Origin of the sequence: Streptomyces sp. SID13666, from assembly GCF_010548325.1 — a bacterium.
Taxonomy (GTDB): domain Bacteria; phylum Actinomycetota; class Actinomycetes; order Streptomycetales; family Streptomycetaceae; genus Actinacidiphila; species Actinacidiphila fildesensis.
The window spans coordinates 109411-129258 of record NZ_JAAGLX010000011.1; the positions used below are offsets into that span (position 1 = coordinate 109411).

A 19848-nucleotide genomic window follows, 5' to 3' on the forward strand; every position below is an offset into this window, starting at 1 on the left:
GGGTCCCTGCCGACGGGTCCGTGCCGACGGGTCCCTGATGCCGTACGCCTGTCAGATGCCCGGGTGCACTCCGTGGACCAGGTCCATCGCCTCGCTGGTGTAGCGCTCGCGGGCGCTGAGGTCCAGGTCGGGGAAGTAGTCCTTGAGCCGGGTGACCACCTGCTGCTCGGACTCGTGGCAGTCGCGCAGCAGGAAGATCGCCTTGTGCAGAATCGACTGGTCCATCGAAATGCCCCCCTCGGAATGCCCACCCGCCTCTTGCGGTGGGCCGCTTCCTACGGTACGCAGACGACCGTCAGCACTTGGGCAAAGAGATCTACACGCCGGGCAAAGAGATTCACGCTCCAGGCAAAAGATCCATGGGAATGTCGACCGGGCGGGCCCGCAGATACTCGCCCAGGCTCTTGGCCTGCGGGTCGGGCCGGGTGGAGGCGGCGACGCCCTCGCCGAGCAGGCCGTGCAGGACGAAGTTGAGGGCGCGCAGGTTGGGCAGTTCGTAGCGGACGACCTCCAGCTCGGCGGCCTCCGGGAGCAGCAGCCGCAGCTCGTCGACGCCGAGGTGGGCGCTGAGCCACGCGTAGGCCTCGTCGGTGCGGGCCCACAGGCCGATGTTGGCGTCGCCGCCCTTGTCGCCGGAGCGGGCACCGACCAGCCGGCCGAGCGGTGCCCGGACAGTGGGGCCGGACGGCACGGCCGGGCGTGGCTCGGAGCCGGCGGCCGGCCGCTCCTGACGCACCCGCGCCACCGTCGGCGGCCTCGGCACGTCCAGTCTGGTGCCGTCGGCCAGCACGACCTGGGCCGGCACCTCGTCGGCGGCGACCAGCGCGGGCCAGTACACCCCGTACTCGGTGGGCCGGGGGGACGCCTGTTCCAGATAGAAGCCGGGGTAGCTCGCCAGCGCCGTGCCGGCGACCGCGGTGAACAGCGCGCGGCCGACCTTGTCGCGGTCGGGGTCCTTGAGGGTCAGCGTCAGCCGGGCGGTGTCGGCCGCGGGCCGTTCCATCCGCAGGTCGAACTCGTCGAACCGGTCGCTGCCGCCCGTCGCGTCGAGCAGGGACGCCTCCGCGAACCGCGCCTTGGCCTCGATGTCGAGGCCGGTCAGCACGAAGGTGGCGCTGTTGCGGAAGCCGCCGAGGTAGTTGAGGCAGACCTTGAGGGTGTCGGGCGCGGGCTCGCCGCGGGTGCCGGTGACCCGGACCCGGTCGGGGCCCTCCTGCTCCAGGCGCAGGGTGTCGAAGCGGGCGACGACGTCGGCGTTGAGGTATTCGGGCCGCTCGATCTCGTAGAGCAGTTGCGCCGTGACAGTGTCGACGGTGACCGCGCCGCCGGTCCCCTCGTGCTTGGTGATGACGCAGGAGCCGTCGGGGTGCATCTCGGCGATGGGGAAGCCGGGGTGCACCGGGTACTCGATCTCGGTGAAGAAGGAGAAGTTGCCGCCGGTGGCCTGGGCGCCGCATTCGATGATGTGGCCCGCGGCGACCGCCCCGGCGAGCCGGTCCCAGTCGTCGAGCGCCCAGTCGAAGGCCCAGGCGGCCGGTCCGGTGACGAGCGCGGCGTCGGTGACCCGGCCGCAGATGACCACGTCGGCGCCGGCGCGCAGCGCGCGGGCGATGCCCCAGCCGCCGAGGTACGCGTTGGCGGTGACGGGCTCGATGCCGGAGTCGGCGAGGAGCCGGCCGGTGGACAGGTTGGCGAACCCGTGACCCTTCTCGCGCAGCTCGGGGAGACGGTCGAGGAGGTCGTCGCCCTCCAGGTGGGCGATGGTGGGGTGGAGGCCGCCGAGCGCGGCCAGTTCGCCGAGTTTGGCGGCGAGTCCGGCCGGGTTGAGGCCGCCCGCGTTGACGACGACCTTGATGCCGCGTTCCAGACAGCTGCCGAGCACCTCGTGCATCTGGGCGAGGAAGGAGACGGCGTAGCCGGCGTCGGGGTCTCGCTGCCGTGCCTTCCACAGGATCAGCATGGTCAGTTCGGCGAGGTAGTCACCGGTCAATACGTCGATCGGACCGCCTTCGACCATCTCGCGGGCGGCGGACAGCCGGTCGCCGTAGAAGCCCGAGCAGTTGGCGATACGCAGGACGTCGAACGGTGCCGGCATGACGGTCACTCCTGGTCGGTGCTGGGCAGTGGTGGCCGCGCGCAGCATTTCGCGTGTAGTGGCCACCCGGCAAGGGGCCCGTACGGAGCACCCCCTCTCGCGTCGGAAGCGTAGGCCGCCTAACGTTCGTGCATGAGCTCTGCTGGGACGACCCCTCCGCCGCCGGACGAAACACCTTCCACCGCCCAGGATTCCGGTTCCACCACCCCGGATTCCGGCGCCTCACGGGGTGTTCCGGCGCTGCCGGACGGATCGGGCGGGTTCGCGGCCGAGCTGCGGGACGCGATCAGCTTCCGGGCTTTCCTGCTGGTCGTCGGAGGTCTGCTGATCCAACTGGCCTTCATCGTGTCGTACCTGGGCGCGTTCCACTCCCCCACCCCGCACCGGATCCCGGCCGCCGTCGTGGCGCCCGCGCAGGTGGCGGGCAAGGTGGCCGCACAGCTCAACGGGCTGCCGGGCGAGCCGGTGAAGGCGGTCGTGGTGGCCGACGAGGCCGAGGCGCGACGGCAGATCATGAACCGTACGGTGGACGCCGCGATCCTCATCAACCCGGCGGGGAAGACCGATTCGCTGCTGGTGGCGTCCGCGGGCGGCCCCTCGGTGTCGCAGACCGCCGCGCAGATCGCGCAGAGCGTCGAGAAGACCCAGCACCGGCAGGTGACGGTCACCGACATCAAGGCCCCCAACAAGGAGGACGGCCGCGGCCTGAGCTCGTTCTACCTGGTCATCGGCTGGGTGGTGGGCGGCTATCTGACCGCCTCGATCCTGGGTGTGGCGGGCGGCGCCCGGCCGGTCAACCGGCACCGTACGGCGATCCGGCTCGGCACCCTCGCGCTCTTCTCGGTGGTCTCCGGGCTCGGCGGGGCGATCATCGTGGATCCGGTGTTCTCAGCGCTGACAGGCCACTTCGTGGCGCTGTGGGCGATCGGCGCGCTGGTGGTCTTCGCGGCCGCCGCCGTCACCACGGCTCTGCAGACGCTCTTCGGGATCATCGGCATCGGGCTGTCGATCCTGCTCTTCGTCGTGATGGGCAATCCGAGCGCGGGCGGCGTCTATCCGGCGTCGCTGCTGCCGCGCTTCTGGAGCGCGATCGGGCAGTCCCTGCCGCCGGGCGCGGGCACCACGGCGGTCCGCAACACCGTGTACTTCGGCGGGAGCGCGACGGCCGGCCCGCTGTGGGTGCTGGCGGCGTACGCGGTCGCCGGTGTCGTCGTCGCGATGGCCACCGTCGTGGTGCGCGACCGCCGGGCGGGCGCCGGTACCGCCGGTGCCGCGGATCCCGTCACCGGAGCGGTCACACCGGGCTGACGTGACCGGTGCGGTCAGACCTTGCTGGCCTGACCGGTGCGGTCACACCTGGCTGACGTGACCGGTGCGGTCACACCTTGCTGGCCTGACCGGTGCGATCACACCCGGCTGACGTGACCGGTGCGGTCACACCGGGCTGACCTGGACGATCGCCTTGCCGGTGTTCGTCCTCGGTGAGGTGTTTGACCTTGGCGGCGGATCCGGCGCTGCCGATGACGCGCCCGGCGCCGAGCAGCCGGGCGATCTGACCGGCCGCGGTGCCGACGCCGCCGGCGGCGGCCGAGATGAACACCGTTTCCCCCGGCTGGACGCGGGCGACCTTCGCCAGGCCGACGTACGCACTGAGGCCGGTGCCGCCGAGCACGCTGAGGTGGGCGCACAGCGGCACTCCCGGCAGATCCGGCAGCACCCGGGCGCCGGCGGCCGTCACCAGCGCGTGGGTGCGCCATGCGACCCGGTGCCGGACGAGGCCGCCGACGGCCGGCGCCGGGTCGTGGGACTCGACGACGCGGCCGATCGCGCGGCCGTCCAGCGACGCGTGGAGATCCCAGCCGCCCTCGTCCATCAACTCGCGCAGGTAGGGATCGACGGACAGGTAGATGTTCTCGACCAGGGCGGTACCGGGGCCCGGTACGGGGACGGCCTCCTCGACGAAGGCGAAGTTCCCGGCAGTGGGGAGTCCCTGGGGCCGCCCGACCCGGCACGTCGGCCATGTCACCACCCCGGAGATGGCACGGTCGCTCGCCGTGCGCGTCCTGATCCGCGAACTGCGCGCCACGCGCGCCGCCGCCACGGGCCAGGAGCCGTCCCAGGAAACGCCTTTGACGCCATTGCCCGGCCTTTGACGCCACGACCTAGGCTGGCTCCATGGGCTCCTACGATGATCTCCCGCCGTTCGAACTCGGCTTCCCCGGTCCGCTGCGCGACCGGCTGGTCGCCGCGGTCCTGTCCGGGGAGAAGATCTCCACGACCGGGCTCGTCGAGGACTACGAGTACTGCGGCGACGCGCTGCCCGTCGTCGGCGAACGGTCCGCCCTGATCGATTCGGCGGACCGGCCGGTGGCCGTGCTGGAGACCACGGAGGTCCGCGTCCTGCCGCTCGCCGAGGTGGATCTGGCGCACGCGGTGGACGAGGGCGAGGGCGACCGGACCGTCGCGCAGTGGCGGGCGAACCATGAGGGGTTCTGGCACAGCCAGGAGATGCGCGAGGCGATCGGCGACCCGGAGTTCACCGTCACCGACGAGACCCTGGTCGTCGCCCAGCGGTTCCGCGTCGTGGAACGCCTCGACCCGGTGACCGGCGCCCCCGCCCGACCGCGTTCCGCGGACGAGCTGCTGGACATCGTCGACGAGAACGACGAGGTCGTCGGGCAGGAGCGGCGGGCCGAGGCGTACGCCCGCGGGCTGCGGCACCGCTGCGCGTTCGTGCTGGTGAAGGACGGCGAGGGACGGACGTTCGTGCACCGCCGCACCGCGGTGAAGCTGGTCTTCCCCTCGCTGTACGACATGTTCGTGGGCGGGGTCGTCGGAGCGGGCGAGACGTATGACGAGGCCGCGCTGCGGGAGGCCGAGGAGGAGCTGGGGGTGTCGGGACTGGCGCGGCCCGTACCGCTGTTCAAGTTCCTCTACGAGCGGGACGGGCACTCCTGGTGGTCCCAGGTGTACGAGGTGCGGTGCGAACTCCCGGTCTCCCCGCAGGTCGAGGAGGTCGCCTGGCACACCTTCCTGACCGATGGCGAACTGGAGCGGCGGCTGTCCGAATGGGAGTGGGTCCCGGACGGCCTCGACGCGTTCCACAGGCTGCGTGAGTGGCGGGGGCGGCCTCCTGTGGCGTAGCCGTCCTGGCTGAAGAACGTGCTGGTGAAAGCCCACAACCGGAGCCCGGTGCGCACGGACCGGCCCGGAGGGCGGCTTCGTGACCCGCCGCTGGGTGATCGCGCCGCTCGCCCGCTGACCCATCGACCGACGGGGCCGGGGCCGCTCCGGCCCCGTAACGGTGGGCGCTCACCCGCCGGACACCGGCCGGACACCCGGCGTCCGGGTCCGGCACCGGGTCCGGACGTACAGTGACCGGGTGATCGTCTTCGTACGGGCGCTGCCCGGCAGGCTGCGGGCCGGGGTGTCGGCGGTCGGGCTGTGGTTCTCGCCGGCCCGGGTGCAGGCGGAGGGCGAGACGCCCGACTACCGGTTCTCGCTGGCCAACGAGCGCACGTTCCTGGCCTGGATCCGGACCGCGCTGGCGCTGATCGGCGGCGGCTTCGCGGTGGACCAGTTCCTGCCGGACCTGCCGCGGACCGTCCGGGTCGTCCTGGCGCTGGCGCTGCTGGTGGGCGGCGCGATGTGCGCGGTGCGGGCCGTCAACTACTGGGTGCGCTGCGAGCGGGCCATGCGCCGGAACGAGGACCTGCCGCTCTCCCGCTTCCCGACGCTGCTGGCCGTGCTCGTGGCGGGCATCGCGGTGGTGATGGTGGCGATCGTGCTGCTCGGCCGGGCGGGCTAGGCCGTGCCGGAAGGGCCCGCGGGAGTGCGGGACCGCGATCCCGGTCTGCAGCCGGAGCGGACCCGGCTGGCCTGGCGGCGGACGACCCTGTCGTGCGCGGTCGCCGCGGTGCTCGCGGGCCGGCAGGCGGTCCACCGGGGGCTGTCGGGCGTGGGGATCGTGGGAGTGGCGCTCGGCGCCCTGGTCTGGCTCGCCTTCCTGCTCGTCGCCCAGCGCAGGATCCGCCTCTTGGACGCGCCGCGGCCGCCCGTGATGACATCACGGGCGGCCGCGGCGGTGGTGGGGTGCACGGTGGCGCTGGCCGTCTTCGGGGCGGCCGTGCTGTGGTGACGCCCGGACCGGGGACCGGACGGGTCACATGGTGACGACGATCTTGCCGCGGGTGTGGCCCTCGGCGCTGAGCCGCTGCGCGTCCGCCGCCCGCTCCAGCGGGAAGGTGGCGGCGACCTCCACGGTGATCACACCGGCTTCGGCGAGGTCGCTGAGGGCCGAGAGGTCCGTGGCGTCCGGGCGCACCCACTGGAACCGGCCGCCCATGCCCAGCACCGCCGGGTCGGCGATGGAGACCAGCCGGCCGCTGTCGACGAGCAGGCCCGGGGAGACGGTCAGGGCGTCGCCGCCGACCAGGTCCAGTACGGCGTGCACGCCGTCGGGGGCCAGCGCCCGTACGCGGTCGGCGAGGCCGTCCCCGTAGGTCACCGGTTCCGCGCCCAGCCCGCGCAGGTACTCATGGTTGCGCTCGCCCGCGGTGCCGATCACCCGGGCGCCGAGGTGCTTGGCGATCTGGACGGCCATGGAGCCCACGCCGCCCGCCGCGGCGTGGATGAGGACCGTGTCGCCCTTGCCGACGTTCAGCTCGCCGAGGAGCGCCTGGTAGGCGGTCAGGCCCGCCAGCGGAAGGCCGGCGGCCTGCTCGAAGCTGAGGTTGGACGGCTTGCGGGCCAGCGTGCGGACCGGGGCGCCGACGTACTCGGCGAACGTGCCGCGGGACAGGAAGTCCTCGCGCACATAGCCGATGACCTCGTCGCCCTCCTCGAACTCCGGGACGTCGGGACCGGTCCTGACGACGACGCCGGAGACGTCCCAGCCGGGAATGACGGGGTAGACCGCGTCGAGCATCGAGTCCAGGTAGCCGGCCTGCGCCTTCCAGTCGACGGGGTTGACCGCCGCGGCCCTGACCTTCACCAGGACGGTGTCCGGTCCGACCTTGGGGTCGGGGCGCTCGCCGTACTCCAGGGCCTCGGGCCCTCCGTAGCTGCGGTAACTGACGGCCTTCATGGTGATGGCTCCTGTACGCCGTGGGGGGATCGGGCGGGGATCAGACGACGCCGGCCTTGTCGGTCGCGTCGGACTGCTCGGCCGCCTTGAGGGGGGACGGGACGGTACCGGCGGCGGAAGCCGTCACCTCGACGGTCCGGGGTCCGTGGTTGGTCCGCAAGCCGAGCCAGCTGACCAGCCCGACCAGTGCGAAGGAGACGGCCGCGATACCGAAGGTGAGGCTGAAGCCGGATTCGGCGGGCAGCGGCGGTGCTCCGGCGGGCAGGTGCTCGATCGTCTTCGACGCCAGGATGGTGGTGACCACGGCGCTGCCGATCGCGCTGCCGGTGGAGCGGGAGATCGAGTTGATGCCGTTGGCGATACCGCTCTGGTGGTGCGGGACGCTCGCCATGATGACGGCGGGCATGGCCGCGTAGCCGAAGCTGACGGCCGCACCGACGATGAGGCCGGCGCCGATCACCGAGGCGGTGTGGCTGTGGTCGAGGGCCAGCCAGCCGAAGCCGGCGGCGCCGAGCACTGCGGCCAGGCCGAGCACGACCCGCGGGCCGCGGTGCCGGACGAGACGGCCGCCGATGGGCGAGGCGAGCAGCGAGACGATCGCGCCGGGGAGCAGGAACTCGACGGAGGCCCGGAGGATGGACGCGTCGAAACCGTAGCCCGTGAGCGCCTTGGGCATCTGGACGAGGTAGGAGACGCCCAGGAAGTTCGCGAACATGCCGAAGCCGACGAGGATCCCGGCGAGGTTGGCCATCAGCACCGGGCGGTGGACGAACATCCGCATGTCGACCAGCGGCTCGCGGACCTTGAGCTCGGTCAGCACCCAGACGGCGCCCATGACGACGGCGCCGGCGAAGCTGCCCAGCGTGCGGCCGGAGGCCCAGCCCCATTCGTGGCCCTGCGAGATCGGCAGCAGGAGCAGCAGGAGGGCGATGCCGAGGGTGAGCGCGCCGAGGATGTCGGTGCGGCCGCCGGTCTTGTGCCGGGTCGCGGGGACCATGGTGACGACCGCGACCAGGGCGAGGACGGCGAAGCCGGTCGCCATCCAGAACGCGTTGCGGTAGTCGGCGTCGGGGCCGGAGGTGAGCAGGCCCGTGGCGACCAGCGCGAGACCGCTGCCGAAGGCGAGGGTGCCGCTGACCAGTGCCATCGCACCGGGAAGCTTCTGCGGGCGGACCTCTTCGCGCAGCACCGACAGCGCCAGCGGGAAGATCGCGGTGGCGGCGCCCTGGAGCACCCGGCCGAGGATCAGCAGCGGCAGGGAGGTCGCGAGGGCGGCGATGACGGAACCCGCGACCATGACGCCGAGTACGGCCACCAGGGTCGGCTTCTTGCCGTGCTGGTCGCCGAAGCGGCCCAGCAGCGGGGTGAAGACCGCGGCGGACAGCAGGGTCGCGGTGGTCACCCAGCTGACGTTGGCGGTCGAGGTGCCGAGGTCGTTGCGGATCAGGCCCAGGATCGGGACGGGCAGGGTCTGCATCATCGACACGACCATGGCGGCGAGGCTCAGGGCGAAGACGATGACCGTCTCGTTCCGGTGCCCGGCTTCGGCGGGTGCGGTGGTGGCTTGGCTCATGGCTGGCGGGTCCTTCTCATTGCTTCACACCATTGCTTCACAACTTGGATGCTTGATGTCGTCAAGCAACTCGACAGACGGTAGACCTCAATAGTTAAGGACGTCAAGTTAATGATTGATGTCGTCAAGCATTTTGAGTACACTCGACCCATGAGCGCCACCACCCCGAACGTCCCGACCAAGCTCGAGCTCCTGGAGCTGCTGGCCGCCATCGGCACCGCCCAGTGGCGGGATTTCGCGGCCGCCGCCGCCCACCACGGCCTCACCTCCACCCAGGCCAAGGTCCTCGCCCAGCTCGACGGCCCGCTGCCGATGCGCGGTCTCGCGGCGCTGCTGGTGTGCGACGCGTCGAACGTCACCGGGATCGTGGACCGACTGGAGGCGCGGTCGCTCGTCCGCCGCGAGGCGGACCCCGCCGACCGCCGGGTCAAGAACGTCGTGGCGACCGACGAGGGCCGCGACACCATCCGGCGCGTGCGCGAGGAGATGCAGGCGACGCACGGCGCGCTCGATGCCCTGGACGAGGACGAGAGCGCGACGCTCTACGCCCTGCTGGGACGGCTCCGCCCGGCGATGGAGAACAACGCCTGACCCGTTCGGGTAAAGCGCCTGAGACCCGTCCGGGTCAGCGGCGGCGCAGCGCCGCCGCGAGCGCGCGCACCTCACGACCCGCGAAACCGGGCTCCCGCCCCAGCGCGCGGACCAGGTCGTCTCGCACCACGCGGGTGCGTCCCGCCGCGACCAGCGCCAGCGATTCGGTGAGCGCGGCCGGGAGCGACGGGTGGTACCAGGGGTCCGCGGCGTCCTCGTCGAACCAGCGGACGGCCGGGAACGAGCTGTGCACCTTGGGCTGGTGGTCGCCGAACCACGACCAGGTCCCGGGGTCGAGCGACACATTGACCACATGGCCGGCGGGCAGCGTACGCACCCACGGGCGTGACGCGTCCTGCTGCCAGCGCCAGTGGCCCGGGCTGGTCCTGCCCCGCTGGGTGACACCGACGTAGCGCAGCTTGCGGCGGATCACCGGCCACGGCTCGCGGCTCTCCTCGATCCAGCCGGCGAGCGCGCGGTGCAGGGTGTCGAAGGTGTTGCCCCGGAACACGACGTCCACGAGGGCGACCGGCCGCTTCCGGCGGGCCAGCGCGTACGGGTCGAGCCCCGCCGCGGCGAGGTGCTCGCGGAAACGTGCCCGCATCGGTGGCGTCCAGCCCTGGTCACTGGTGCACGACACCGGCAGCCGCAGCAGCCGGCCCTCCCACGACGAGCCCTCGAACGCGCCGGTCAGCAGGTCGTACATGCTGTCCAGCGACCGTCCGACGAAGCACAGGTCGGCGCCGTCGGAGCGGGCCAGCACCTTCGCGGCGCATTCGGTGAGCGACGGCAGATAGCGGAGCCGGACCGGCGGCGCGCCCTCGGTGAGCGTGCCGAGCCGGTCCGGGCCGGCACCCGCGGACGTGGCGAGGTTCCAGCGGAACGGCTGCGGCGGGGCGGCGGGGGACGCGGTCGGTCGAGCGGGCATACGCCCCAGTGGATCACCACCGGCCGACCGGGTCATCCGGTTTTCCGGCCACGGCCGGCGAGGGCCGGCTACGGCGCGAGGATGTCCAGTTCACGCAGCGCGCCCAGGCAGATCTCCCGCATCAGGCTCTCCGCGCCGGCCGCGTCCCGCGCCCGGACCGCCTCGGCGACCCGTACGTGCAGCGTGACCGCCTCGGGGTCGGGAGCGGTGAACATCACGTGGTGTTCGGTACGGCCGGTCAGCACCTCGGCCACGACATCGCCGAGCCGGGCGAACATCTCGTTGCCCGAGGCCTGGAGCATGACGCGGTGGAACGCGACATCGTGCACCAGGTACTCGCCCAGATCCGCGGCCCGGCCGGCCGCGGCCATGTCGGACGCGAGCACCGTCAGTTCCCTGCACTGGCCCGGGGTGGCGGCCAGCGCGGCGAGCCCGGCGGCCACCGGCTCGACGGCTGTGCGCAGCATCGTCAGCGAACGCAGCTGGCGGGGGCGGTCGGCGCCGGCCAGCCGCCAGCGGATGACCGCAGGGTCGAAGACGTTCCACTCCTCGGTGCGCCGCACCGTGACGCCGACCCGGCGGCGGGTCTCGACCAGGTGCATGGCCTCCAGGACGCGGACGGCCTCACGGACGACGGTGCGTGACACCCCGTACCGCACTTCGAGTTCGTCGATGCGCAGCACCGTGCCGGGCGGGTAGCCGCCCGAGGCGATGGCGGGCCCGAGTTCGGCCAGTACGCGGGCGTGCAGGCCGCCGCTCTCTCCCTGCTGAGGCATGGGTGACAGCCTATGTGCCACCACCTTGGTATGACGTTTTCATATCGAGCTCTTGAATAAGTAGTACCTATGGCGTTTATTGGTGCCAGCCGCTTGCACAAGGAGGTACGAGCGCATGACTGCCGAACCCGCGCAGCACCAGCCGCAGCACCAGCCGAGCCCCCCGGTCGTCGTCGTCATGGGCGTGTCCGGATCGGGCAAGTCCACGGTCGGCGGCCTGCTCGCCGAACGGCTGGGCGTCCCCTACGCCGAGGCGGACGACTTCCACCCGCCGGCGAACATCGCCAAGATGTCAGCCGGCCATCCGCTGGACGACACCGACCGCGAGCCGTGGCTGGACGCCATCGCCGCCTGGGTCACCGAACGCGACGGGCTGGGCGGTGTGGTCAGCTGCTCCGCCCTGCGGCGCCGCTACCGCGACCGGCTCCGCGCCGCCGCCCCCCGGTTGTTCTTCCTGCACCTGGACGGCCCGCCCGAGCTGATCGCCGCGCGGCTCGCGGCCCGCATGCAGCACTTCATGCCGCCCGGCCTGCTGCGCTCGCAGCTCGAAGCCCTCGAGCCGCTGGACGCCGACGAGGCGGGTGCCGTCGTCACGATCGACGGCGGCCCGCAGCAGATCGCCGAGCGCGCGTACGCCGCGCTCCCCCGCTGACCCCCACATCCGCCGCCGTCCCCCTGGAGTACGAACGTGTCTGCACTCAGCGTCGAGCTGCTGGCCGCGACGACCGCGCCGCCCATCACCTCCGCCGGTGACACCCGGCTCGGCATCGCCGCACTCGTCGGCATCGCCGTCATCATCGTGCTGATCACCCGCTGGAAGGTGCACGCCTTCCTCGCCCTCACCATCGGCTCGCTCGTGCTCGGCGCGGTGGCGGGCGCACCGCTGGCGAAGGCCGTCACGAGCTTCACGACGGGTCTCGGCTCGACGGTCGCGGGGGTCGGCGTGCTCATCGCGCTCGGTGCCGTCCTCGGCAAACTGCTGGCGGACTCGGGCGGAGCCGACCAGATCGTCGACACCATCCTGGCCCGCACCAGCGAACGCCGGATGCCATGGGCCATGGCGGGGATCGCGGGCCTGATCGGGCTGCCGCTCTTCTTCGAGGTCGGCATCGTGCTGCTGATACCCGTAGTCCTGCTGGTCGCCCGGCGCGGCAACTACTCGCTGATGCGGGTCGGCATCCCGGCGCTGGCCGGGCTCTCCGTCATGCACGGCCTGGTGCCGCCGCACCCCGGGCCGCTCGCCGCCATCGACGCCATCCACGCCGACCTCGGCACCACCCTGGCGCTCGGTGTCCTCGTCGCGCTGCCCACTCTCGCCATCGCGGGGCCGCTCTTCGGCCGGGTGGCCGACCGCTGGGTGAAGGTCGACCCGCCGGAGAACCTCACCCCGGCCCGCGCCTCGGACGACCTCGAGCGGCGTCCCAGCTTCACCGCGACGGTGTGCACAATGCTGCTGCCGGTGGCGCTGATGCTCGCCAAGGCGCTGGTGGACGTCATGGTCGACGACCAGCAGAGCCTGGTCTACCGGACCTTCGACGTGCTCGGCACGCCGCTGATCGCGCTGCTCGCCGCCGTCGTCCTGGCCATGTTCACCATGGGCCGCGCGGCCGGGTTCACCAAGGAACGGATCTCCTCGACCGTCGAGAAGTCGCTCGCCCCGATCGCCGGCATCCTGCTCATCGTCGGCGCGGGTGGCGGGTTCAAGCAGACGCTGATCGACGCCGGGGTCGGCAACATGATCCTCAACTGGTCCGACAGCTGGAACATCTCACCGCTGCTGCTCGCCTGGCTGATCGCCGTCCTCATCCGGGTCGCCACCGGCTCCGCGACCGTCGCCACGATCTCCGCGGCCGGCCTCGTGGCACCGCTCGCGGCCGACATGTCGACAACTCATGCGGCGCTGCTGGTACTCGCCGTCGGAGCCGGCTCGCTGTTCTTCTCGCATGTCAACGACGCCGGGTTCTGGCTCGTGAAGGAGTACTTCGGGATGGATGTCCCGCAGACCCTCAAGTCGTGGTCGACGATGGAGACAGTGATCTCGGTGGTGGCCCTAGGCTTCGTCCTGCTGCTCTCGCTCGTTCTGTAGTGCGAGGCGGCGTCAGAGGACAGTCCTGGGGAGGGCATGCATGGGCACGACGGCGATTGTCGATACAACGGGCACGGAGCCGTATCTCATGGAACTGGCTCCGGACGTCCATGCGTTCTGCCAGCCCGACGGCGGCTGGTGCCTGAGCAACGCGGGCTTCGTCAGCGACGGCACGAGCACGCTGCTCGTGGACACCGCCGCCACCGAGCGCCGTGCCCGGCTGCTGCGGGACGCCATCACGACGGCGGGCGTGCCGCATCCGGAGTACGTGGTCAACACCCACCACCACGGCGACCACACCTACGGCAACGGCCTGTTCGCGGCGGGCGGCTCGACCGTCGTCGGGCACACCGCGTGCCGCCGGGAGCTGCTGGCGGCCGGCCGCCAGCTGCACGGGGTCTGGCCCGACGTCGACTACGGCGACATCGAGATCACCGCGCCCACCGTCACGTACTCCGAATCGATGCGGCTGCACACGGCCGGCTCGGAAATACGGCTGTTCCACCCCGGGGTGGCCCACACGCCGGGCGACACCATCGTGTGGCTGCCGCGCCAGCGCATCGTCTTCACCGGTGACCTGGTCTTCAACGGCGGCACGCCGTTCATCCTGATGGGGTCCCTGACCGGGTCGCTGCGCGCGCTGGACCTGCTGCGGTCGCTGGACGCCGAGATCGTCGTCCCCGGGCACGGCCCGGTCACCGACCCCGGCGTCTACGACACCATGGAGCGGTATCTGCGCAACCTCGGCTGTCTCGCGGACACCGGCCGCGCCGCCGGCCACACCCCGCTGCAGACCGCCCGCGCCGCCGACCTCGGGGCCTTCGCCCAACTCCGTGAGTCCGAGCGGCTGGTCGCCAACCTGCACCGGGTCTACGCCGAACTCGACGGCATCGCGCCGGGCGCCCCGCTGGACGTGGCGGCGGCGTTCGCCGACATGACGGAGATGAACGGCGGCGTGCCGGTGGCCTGCCACGCGTAGTGCCCTTCCGGCGGATCATGGCTGTCCGGTCCAGCCGGTCTCCGGCCGGCAGGTGGCCCGTCGCGGCAGAACGGGCGGCTCCCCCGGCACCCGTTCACGCGGCGGTGACCGGTCCTCGGCGGCACCGGGAGCCGCCGTTCCGGGTGGGGCCGCGCGTGATCGGCCGGACGGGCCTCAGCGGTGTCTATCGGGCCGCAAGGTGCCGCCCGGCGGCAATGTCACCAGCGCGGAACGGACGGCGTGCGCCACCGCGGGTCGGCCTCGCGCATGGCCGCCGCGTCGTCGCGGTCCCGCATCGTGCCGTCGTCGTCCAGCCAGCGCTGGTGGAGCACCTTGAGGGCGTCCCGGTCGAGTTCGACGCCGAGGCCGGGGGCGTCGGAGACGGTGAGCCGGCCGTCGGTGAAGACATGCCGAGACGTGATGACGTCGTCGGTCTGCCAGGGGTAGTGCGAGTCGCAGGCGTAGTCGAGATTGGGGACGGTCGCGGCCACGTGGGTCATGGCGGCGAGGCTGATTCCCAGGTGGGTGTTGGAGTGCATGGACAGGCCGACGCCGAAGGTGCGGCAGATCGCGGCCAGTTCACGGGTGTTGCGCAGCCCGCCCCAGTAGTGGTGGTCGGACAGCACGACCTGGACGGCGCCCGTCGCGAAGGCCTCCCGGATCTCCGGGAAGGTCGTCACGCACATGTTGGTGGCCAGCGGCACATCGGTGCCGGCCGCGACCTCCGCCATGCGGGCGGTGGTGCTGGCCGGGTCCTCCAGGTATTCGAGGACGTCGCCCAGTTCGGCGGCGACCCGCAGCGACGTCTCCACGGACCAGGCGCCGTTGGGGTCCAGCCGCAGCGGCTGACCGGGGAACTCCTCGGCCAGCGCCCTGACGGCGGCGATCTCCTCGTCGGGCGGGAAGACGCCGCCCTTGAGCTTGAAGGAGGCGAACCCGTACGTGTCGGCGAAGCGGCGGGCCTGGGCCACGACTCCGGCCGGGTCGAGCGCGGCGCCCCAGTCGTCACGGGGTGTGTCCGCGCCGGGGTGGTGCGCCCAGCGGTAGAAGAGGTACGCGCTGTACTCGACGGTGTCGCGGACCTTGCCGCCGAGCAGGGTGTGCACGGGCAGCCCGAGGATCTTGCCGAGCGCGTCGAGGCAGGCGACCTCGAACCCGGAGATGACGGAGAGCCGCAGCTTGTCGGCCGTCTGCACCCCGCGCAGCCCGCCGACGTCGACGGAGTCGGAGACGTCGTCGGGGTCGCCGCAGACCTGCTCGGCGAGCGTGAACAGCCCGTTCAGATCGCTGACCGCATGGCCGGGCAGTGCCTTGCCCAGGGGCGCGGCCAGCTCCAGGTACCGGCTGTCGCCGTACGTCTCGCCGACGCCGACCGTGCCGTCGGCGGTGACCACCTCGATGATCAGGCGCGGGGTGAAGGGCTGGTGCACGCCCTGGGTGTTGAGCAGCGGCGGATCGGCGATCAGGATCGGGGTGAGCCTGACCTCCGTCACCGTCAGTGCCCCGGAGTCCCTCAGTGTCCTGGCGTTCGCCGCTGCTGTCTGCGTATGTGAATCCCGTTCACCCATAAGTCCAGAGGCTAGGCGGGGGCCGAGTCCGCGTCAACCCACGCCGGGAGCGCCTCCCTGGCCGCGTGCCAGGCCGCCGGCAGGGCCGCGACCCCGGTGCGGGCGGCGACCACACCGCCCGCGATCGCGCAGGTGGTGTCCATGTCGCCGCGGCCGGAGACGGTGGCCCACAGGCACTCCTGGAGGTCGTCGGGGTGGTTTCCCGCGCACCACAGCGCGAACGGGACCGTGTCGGGGGCCGACACCCGGTATCCGGAGCCGAGCACTTCGGCGGCATGGCGGACCGAGGCGTACTCGGACATCCGGGAGGCGGTGCGCAGGCCGGAGCGGACGTCGGAGACGTCGAGCCGGTCCGCGACGGAGCTCAGGAACTCGGCACGGGCGGGGGCGGGACCACCCCGGCCGCGGGCCGTGAGCGCGGCGGCGACCGCGACCGCCACGGCTCCGGCGACGGCCTCGGGGTGGTGGTGCGAGACGGCGGCCTGGCGGGCGGCCAGTTCGGCGACCGTGTCCAGGTCGCCGCTGTGCCAGGCGCCGAGCGGGGCCAGCCGCATGGCGGCCCCGTTCCCCCAGGAGCCCTGGCCCTCGAACTGCTCGCCCACCACGGCCTGCCACGGCTCCCCCGCACCGATCCGGCGGAGCACGTCGTGCATCGAGGGACCGTAGCCGCGGTGGTCGTCGGCGGCGTACTCGTCGGCGAGGCGGCGCGCCAGCCGGTCCTGGTCGACCGCGCCGCCGCTCTCCGACAGCTCCCGGAAGAGCGCGAGCGCCTGCGCGGTGTCGTCGCTCCACAACCAGGTGTCCTGCGGCGGCAGGACACGTTTCTCCAGCGCCTCGGGGCCCGCGAGCCGGAGCATCGAGAACCAGCGGTCGCCGAAGGCGTCCCCGTGGGCGAGTCCGTGGAGCGAGTCCAGGGCGGCGGCGGGGATGTACATCTAGGCTCCTCGGAGGGCATGGACGGGCCGCCAGTCTCCCAGCCGGAACCGGCCCACAACACCGGATTCCGGATCCCTACTGGACGACATACCGACTGGTCGGCATGATGGCAGGAACGCCAGGACCAAGGTGTGCCGGGTGGTGAGGAGCAGACGATGAGCGGTACGGACAATCCACCGGGCAATCCCCCGGCCGGTTCGCCGGACAATCCACCGGCCGATCCACCGGGGCTCGACCTCGGTCGGCTGCGCGAACATCTGGACCGGGAGCGGCCGGGACTGGTGCGCGGCGCCCTGCGCGCCCGGCTGATCGAGGGCGGCCGGTCCAACCTGACGTACGCCGTCACCGACGGCGTCTCGCGGTGGGTGGTGCGGCGGCCGCCGCTCGGGCACGTCCTGGCCACCGCGCACGACATGACGCGCGAGCACCGGGTGATCAGCGCGCTGAGCGACACCCCGGTTCCGGTGCCCGGCACCGTGCTGCTGTGCGAGGACCCCGAGGTGATCGGCGCGCCGTTCTACGTCATGGACTTCGTGGACGGCACCCCGTACCGCACCTCCGCGCAGCTCGCCGGGATCGGCCCGGAGCGCACCCGCGCCGTCGTGCTGGGGCTCGTCGACACCCTGGTGGACCTGCACGCGGTGGACCCGGCAGCAGCCGGTCTCGACGGCTTCGGACGTCCTGAGGGCTTCCTGGAACGGCAGTTGCGCCGCTGGGGCAAGCAGCTGGAGGCGTCCGGCAGCCGGGAGCTGCCCGGTATCGCGGAACTGCACGCCGCCCTCGGCAAGGCGCTGCCCGTCTCGCCCGCGCCCACCGTCGTGCACGGCGACTACCGGCTCGACAACGTGCTCGTCGGCGACGACGACCAGGTCCGGGCCGTCCTGGACTGGGAGATGTCGACGCTGGGCGACCCGCTCACCGACCTCGGCCTGCTGGTGATGTACAGCGAGCAGGAGACCGTCCCGGACGCGCCCGTGTCCACCACCGGCGACGCGCCCGGCCACCCCAGTGCCCAGGAACTGGTCGAGCGGTACGCCGAGCGGTCCGGCCGCGACACCTCCGCCATCGACTGGTACACGGCCTTCGCGTACTTCAAGCTCGCCGTGATCCTCGAGGGCATCCACTACCGCTACACGCTGGGCCAGACCGTCGGTGCCGGTTTCGATCGGATCGGCTCCCTGGTCCCCGCGTTCATCGACCGCGGGCTGCTCAAGCTCCGGCTCCAGCCCCAGGAGGACTGAGGACTGATGGATTTCGCCTATGACGCCCGTACCGAGGAACTGCGGACGCGACTGACCGCGTTCATGGAGGAGCACGTCCACCCGGCGGAGCCGGTCTTCGCCCTCCAGCGCGAGCAGGCCGAGGGCGACGCCCGCTGGTCCGCGCCGCCCGTCGTGGAGGAGCTGAAGGCGGAAGCCAAGCGGCAGGGGTTGTGGAACCTCTTCCTGCCCGGCGAGCGCGGGGCGGGGTTGACGAACCTGCAGTACGCGCCGCTGGCCGAGATCACCGGCCGCAGCCCGCACCTGGCGCCGCCCGCGCTGAACTGCGCCGCGCCCGACACCGGGAACATGGAGGTGCTGAGCGAGTTCGGCACCGAGCAGCAGCGCAAGCAGTGGCTGGAGCCGCTGCTCGCCGGTGAGATCCGATCCGCGTTCGCGATGACGGAACCGGACGTCGCCTCGTCGGACGCCACGAACATCGAGACGCGGATCGAGCGCGACGGTGACTCGTACGTCATCAACGGCCGCAAGTGGTACATCTCCGGGGCGATGAACCCCAAGTGCGCCATCATGATCGTGATGGGCAAGAGCGACCCGTCGGCGGAACGCCACCGCCAGCAGAGCCAGATCCTCGTGCCGCGTGACACCCCCGGCGTCGAAGTACGCCGCGGCATGCGGGTGTTCGGCTACGACGACGGTGACCACGGCGGCCACGCCGAGGTGGTCTTCACCGACGTCCGGGTGCCGGCCGAGAACCTGATCGGCGAGGAGGGCGGCGGCTTCGCCATCGCCCAGGCACGGCTCGGACCGGGCCGGATCCACCACTGCATGCGCCTGATCGGCATGGCGGAGCGCGCCCTCGAGCTCATGTGCCGGCGGGCGACGGACCGGGTGGCGTTCGGCAAGCCGATCGCCGAGCAGGGTGTGGTCCAGGAGTGGATCGCGGAGGCGCGGGTCGAGATCGAACTGCTGCGGCTGCTGGTGCTGAAGACGGCCTGGCTGATGGACACGGTCGGCAACCGGGGCGCGCACACCGAGATCCAGTCGATCAAGATCGCTACTCCGGCCGCGGTGCAGGCGATCATCGACCGGGCGATCCAGGTGCACGGCGCGGGGGGCGTGGGTCAGGACTTCCCGCTGGCGGAGCTGTGGGCGGCTGCGCGGACGTTGCGGTTGGCGGACGGGCCGGACGAGGTGCACAAGCGGTCGCTGGCGCGTCGTGAGCTGAGGAAGTACGCGTAGTTGGCGGTCCGTCGTGGGGCGGGGCCGGGCTCTCCGGCGCGAGGGTTCGAAATCGACTATTTCCGATCCCCCGACCTTCGGCCGGGGGTGCCCCCAGCGGCTCACAAACAGCTCGGCAGCATTTCGAACCCTCCCCCAACCTCCGGCCGGGGGTGCCCCCAGCTGCGATCCCGGCCCCTCGCGTTCGGGCCCGCCGGCTCGACCCGGTTGCCGGACCGCAGCGGGGAGTCGGCCGCCGGACGGCGCGGAATCAGCGGAAACGCGGAGCGAAGGGCTCCCGGTCGCGGTAGCGGGGCCTGCCGTCGGTGCCCGCAGGGTGCTCGTCGAGCCGGTAGAGCCGGTAGGCGACGAAGCACTTGTCATCCGCGTAGGTGGGCCGGCCGGGCGCGGGCAGGGACTCGACGAACCCGACGGTGATGGCGGTCTCCTTGTCGACGGGGTCGTGGCAGATGAAGCACCAGCCGTGTGGCTCCAGGGCGATGGCGGGATTGCAAGCCGGCGCGCAGGCGTACAGCCTTACGTCCTCAGCGATGACGACGGGCCCGACGCGGACGGTACCGATCGACCGGGCGCGGTACAGCCGGGTCTTGCAGTACGCGCAGTTCAGGCCGCGCAGCTGGTCGGTGGTCAGCCGCTCGGGGTCCATGGCCGGCGTCGTAGGCGCCGCCGATGCGTCGGTGTCCATGGATCAAGCAAAGCGCCGTGTCCCCGTGTGTGGAGGAGCCAGCGCACCGTCCATGCGGGGGGCCAGAATGGGGGCCGGACGGG

General features: G+C 72.1%; 19 protein-coding genes and 2 pseudogenes. 11 read left to right on the forward strand and 10 right to left on the reverse strand.

Annotation, left to right across the window (positions count from 1 at the left end):
- Window positions 1-51: 51 nt before the first annotated feature.
- Complete coding sequence (locus G3I60_RS44615; protein WP_187144815.1) at window positions 52-225, reverse strand: hypothetical protein; 174 nt, start codon at window positions 223-225, stop codon at window positions 52-54.
- A 112-nt stretch (window positions 226-337) separates the two neighbouring features.
- Window positions 338-2095 (reverse strand): acyclic terpene utilization AtuA family protein, encoded by a 1758-nt coding sequence (locus tag G3I60_RS17145; RefSeq protein WP_164293757.1) that lies wholly within the window; start codon window positions 2093-2095, stop codon window positions 338-340.
- A gap of 132 nt (window positions 2096-2227) precedes the next feature.
- On the opposite strand from G3I60_RS17145, the gene G3I60_RS17150 reads away from it, so the two are divergent.
- Complete coding sequence (locus G3I60_RS17150; protein WP_164293758.1) at window positions 2228-3403, forward strand: DUF3533 domain-containing protein; 1176 nt, start codon at window positions 2228-2230, stop codon at window positions 3401-3403.
- 187 nt (window positions 3404-3590) lie between these two features.
- Here G3I60_RS17150 and G3I60_RS17155 read toward each other — a convergent pair.
- Window positions 3591-4133, reverse strand: a pseudogene (locus G3I60_RS17155) (NADP-dependent oxidoreductase); the annotation flags it as partial.
- Between the two features lie 137 nt (window positions 4134-4270).
- On the opposite strand from G3I60_RS17155, the pseudogene G3I60_RS45480 reads away from it, so the two are divergent.
- The 4 genes and pseudogenes from G3I60_RS45480 to G3I60_RS17170 form a co-directional block, all read left to right on the forward strand.
- Window positions 4271-4672: pseudogene (locus G3I60_RS45480) on the forward strand (ASCH domain-containing protein); the annotation flags it as partial.
- Between the two features lie 24 nt (window positions 4673-4696).
- Window positions 4697-5239, forward strand: coding sequence for an NUDIX domain-containing protein (locus tag G3I60_RS17160; RefSeq protein ID WP_307811541.1), 543 nt, complete (start codon window positions 4697-4699; stop codon window positions 5237-5239).
- A 238-nt stretch (window positions 5240-5477) separates the two neighbouring features.
- Entirely contained in the window at window positions 5478-5903 is a 426-nt protein-coding gene (locus G3I60_RS17165) for a YidH family protein (RefSeq protein ID WP_244809106.1), read from the forward strand.
- A gap of 3 nt (window positions 5904-5906) precedes the next feature.
- A complete protein-coding gene (locus G3I60_RS17170; protein ID WP_343240991.1) occupies window positions 5907-6233 on the forward strand; it encodes a DUF202 domain-containing protein in 327 nt (108 codons plus the stop codon).
- 24 nt (window positions 6234-6257) lie between these two features.
- Here the strand turns inward: G3I60_RS17170 and G3I60_RS17175 are convergent, their stop codons facing one another.
- Together G3I60_RS17175 and G3I60_RS17180 are read right to left on the reverse strand one after the other, a co-directional pair.
- On the reverse strand, window positions 6258-7181 hold the full coding sequence (locus G3I60_RS17175; RefSeq protein ID WP_164293760.1) for an NADP-dependent oxidoreductase: 924 nt from the start codon (window positions 7179-7181) through the stop codon (window positions 6258-6260).
- 40 nt (window positions 7182-7221) lie between these two features.
- Window positions 7222-8754 carry an MFS transporter gene (locus G3I60_RS17180; protein ID WP_138353280.1) on the reverse strand — a complete coding sequence of 511 codons (1533 nt, stop codon included), beginning with the start codon at window positions 8752-8754 and terminating at the stop codon, window positions 7222-7224.
- A 150-nt stretch (window positions 8755-8904) separates the two neighbouring features.
- Between G3I60_RS17180 and G3I60_RS17185 the strand changes: the two genes are divergently transcribed.
- A complete protein-coding gene (locus G3I60_RS17185; RefSeq protein ID WP_138353281.1) occupies window positions 8905-9345 on the forward strand; it encodes a MarR family winged helix-turn-helix transcriptional regulator in 441 nt (146 codons plus the stop codon).
- A gap of 34 nt (window positions 9346-9379) precedes the next feature.
- Here G3I60_RS17185 and G3I60_RS17190 read toward each other — a convergent pair whose 3' ends face one another.
- Window positions 9380-10273 (reverse strand): hypothetical protein, encoded by an 894-nt coding sequence (locus G3I60_RS17190; protein ID WP_164293761.1) that lies wholly within the window; start codon window positions 10271-10273, stop codon window positions 9380-9382.
- Window positions 10274-10341: 68 nt separating this feature from the next.
- Window positions 10342-11049 carry a FadR/GntR family transcriptional regulator gene (locus tag G3I60_RS17195; protein ID WP_138353283.1) on the reverse strand — a complete coding sequence of 236 codons (708 nt, stop codon included), beginning with the start codon at window positions 11047-11049 and terminating at the stop codon, window positions 10342-10344.
- A gap of 115 nt (window positions 11050-11164) precedes the next feature.
- Here G3I60_RS17195 and G3I60_RS17200 point away from each other — a divergent pair, with 115 nt between their 5' ends.
- Genes G3I60_RS17200 through G3I60_RS17210 form a run of 3 tightly spaced genes read left to right on the forward strand, consistent with a single transcriptional unit; the run spans window position 11165 to window position 14114 of the window.
- Window positions 11165-11701 (forward strand): gluconokinase, encoded by a 537-nt coding sequence (locus tag G3I60_RS17200; RefSeq protein ID WP_164293762.1) that lies wholly within the window; start codon window positions 11165-11167, stop codon window positions 11699-11701.
- A gap of 36 nt (window positions 11702-11737) precedes the next feature.
- Complete coding sequence (locus tag G3I60_RS17205; RefSeq protein WP_164293763.1) at window positions 11738-13135, forward strand: gluconate:H+ symporter; 1398 nt, start codon at window positions 11738-11740, stop codon at window positions 13133-13135.
- A gap of 40 nt (window positions 13136-13175) precedes the next feature.
- Window positions 13176-14114 carry an MBL fold metallo-hydrolase gene (locus tag G3I60_RS17210; protein WP_138353286.1) on the forward strand — a complete coding sequence of 313 codons (939 nt, stop codon included), beginning with the start codon at window positions 13176-13178 and terminating at the stop codon, window positions 14112-14114.
- Window positions 14115-14332: 218 nt separating this feature from the next.
- Here G3I60_RS17210 and G3I60_RS17215 read toward each other — a convergent pair whose 3' ends face one another.
- Together G3I60_RS17215 and G3I60_RS17220 are read right to left on the reverse strand one after the other, a co-directional pair.
- On the reverse strand, window positions 14333-15613 hold the full coding sequence (locus G3I60_RS17215; RefSeq protein WP_239069942.1) for a glucarate dehydratase family protein: 1281 nt from the start codon (window positions 15611-15613) through the stop codon (window positions 14333-14335).
- A gap of 80 nt (window positions 15614-15693) precedes the next feature.
- Window positions 15694-16617 (reverse strand): ADP-ribosylglycohydrolase family protein, encoded by a 924-nt coding sequence (locus G3I60_RS17220; protein WP_164293765.1) that lies wholly within the window; start codon window positions 16615-16617, stop codon window positions 15694-15696.
- A gap of 156 nt (window positions 16618-16773) precedes the next feature.
- Here G3I60_RS17220 and G3I60_RS17225 point away from each other — a divergent pair, with 156 nt between their 5' ends.
- Window positions 16774-17859, forward strand: a complete 1086-nt coding sequence (locus G3I60_RS17225; RefSeq protein ID WP_164293766.1) for a phosphotransferase family protein — start codon at window positions 16774-16776, stop codon at window positions 17857-17859.
- A 6-nt stretch (window positions 17860-17865) separates the two neighbouring features.
- Window positions 17866-19080, forward strand: a complete 1215-nt coding sequence (locus G3I60_RS17230; RefSeq protein ID WP_164293767.1) for an acyl-CoA dehydrogenase family protein — start codon at window positions 17866-17868, stop codon at window positions 19078-19080.
- Between the two features lie 250 nt (window positions 19081-19330).
- On the opposite strand, the gene G3I60_RS17235 is transcribed toward G3I60_RS17230, so the two are convergent.
- Entirely contained in the window at window positions 19331-19765 is a 435-nt protein-coding gene (locus G3I60_RS17235; RefSeq protein WP_164293768.1) for a hypothetical protein, read from the reverse strand.
- Window positions 19766-19848 lie beyond the last annotated feature (83 nt).

What these genes read in the sequence shown, in the direction of transcription:
- G3I60_RS17220 (WP_164293765.1), bottom strand. Translation starts at nt 16,617, where the DNA reads ATGTACATCCCCGCCGCCGCCCTGGACTCGCTCCACGGACTCGCCCAC.
- G3I60_RS17195 (WP_138353283.1), bottom strand. Translation starts at nt 11,049, where the DNA reads ATGCCTCAGCAGGGAGAGAGCGGCGGCCTGCACGCCCGCGTACTGGCC.
- G3I60_RS17190 (WP_164293761.1), bottom strand. Translation starts at nt 10,273, where the DNA reads ATGCCCGCTCGACCGACCGCGTCCCCCGCCGCCCCGCCGCAGCCGTTC.
- G3I60_RS17175 (WP_164293760.1), bottom strand. Translation starts at nt 7,181, where the DNA reads ATGAAGGCCGTCAGTTACCGCAGCTACGGAGGGCCCGAGGCCCTGGAG.
- G3I60_RS17150 (WP_164293758.1), top strand. Translation starts at nt 2,228, where the DNA reads ATGAGCTCTGCTGGGACGACCCCTCCGCCGCCGGACGAAACACCTTCC.
- G3I60_RS17185 (WP_138353281.1), top strand. Translation starts at nt 8,905, where the DNA reads ATGAGCGCCACCACCCCGAACGTCCCGACCAAGCTCGAGCTCCTGGAG.
- G3I60_RS17230 (WP_164293767.1), top strand. Translation starts at nt 17,866, where the DNA reads ATGGATTTCGCCTATGACGCCCGTACCGAGGAACTGCGGACGCGACTG.
- G3I60_RS17180 (WP_138353280.1), bottom strand. Translation starts at nt 8,754, where the DNA reads ATGAGCCAAGCCACCACCGCACCCGCCGAAGCCGGGCACCGGAACGAG.
- G3I60_RS17210 (WP_138353286.1), top strand. Translation starts at nt 13,176, where the DNA reads ATGGGCACGACGGCGATTGTCGATACAACGGGCACGGAGCCGTATCTC.
- G3I60_RS17200 (WP_164293762.1), top strand. Translation starts at nt 11,165, where the DNA reads ATGACTGCCGAACCCGCGCAGCACCAGCCGCAGCACCAGCCGAGCCCC.
- G3I60_RS17145 (WP_164293757.1), bottom strand. Translation starts at nt 2,095, where the DNA reads ATGCCGGCACCGTTCGACGTCCTGCGTATCGCCAACTGCTCGGGCTTC.
- G3I60_RS44615 (WP_187144815.1), bottom strand. Translation starts at nt 225, where the DNA reads ATGGACCAGTCGATTCTGCACAAGGCGATCTTCCTGCTGCGCGACTGC.
- G3I60_RS17235 (WP_164293768.1), bottom strand. Translation starts at nt 19,765, where the DNA reads ATGGACACCGACGCATCGGCGGCGCCTACGACGCCGGCCATGGACCCC.
- G3I60_RS17225 (WP_164293766.1), top strand. Translation starts at nt 16,774, where the DNA reads ATGAGCGGTACGGACAATCCACCGGGCAATCCCCCGGCCGGTTCGCCG.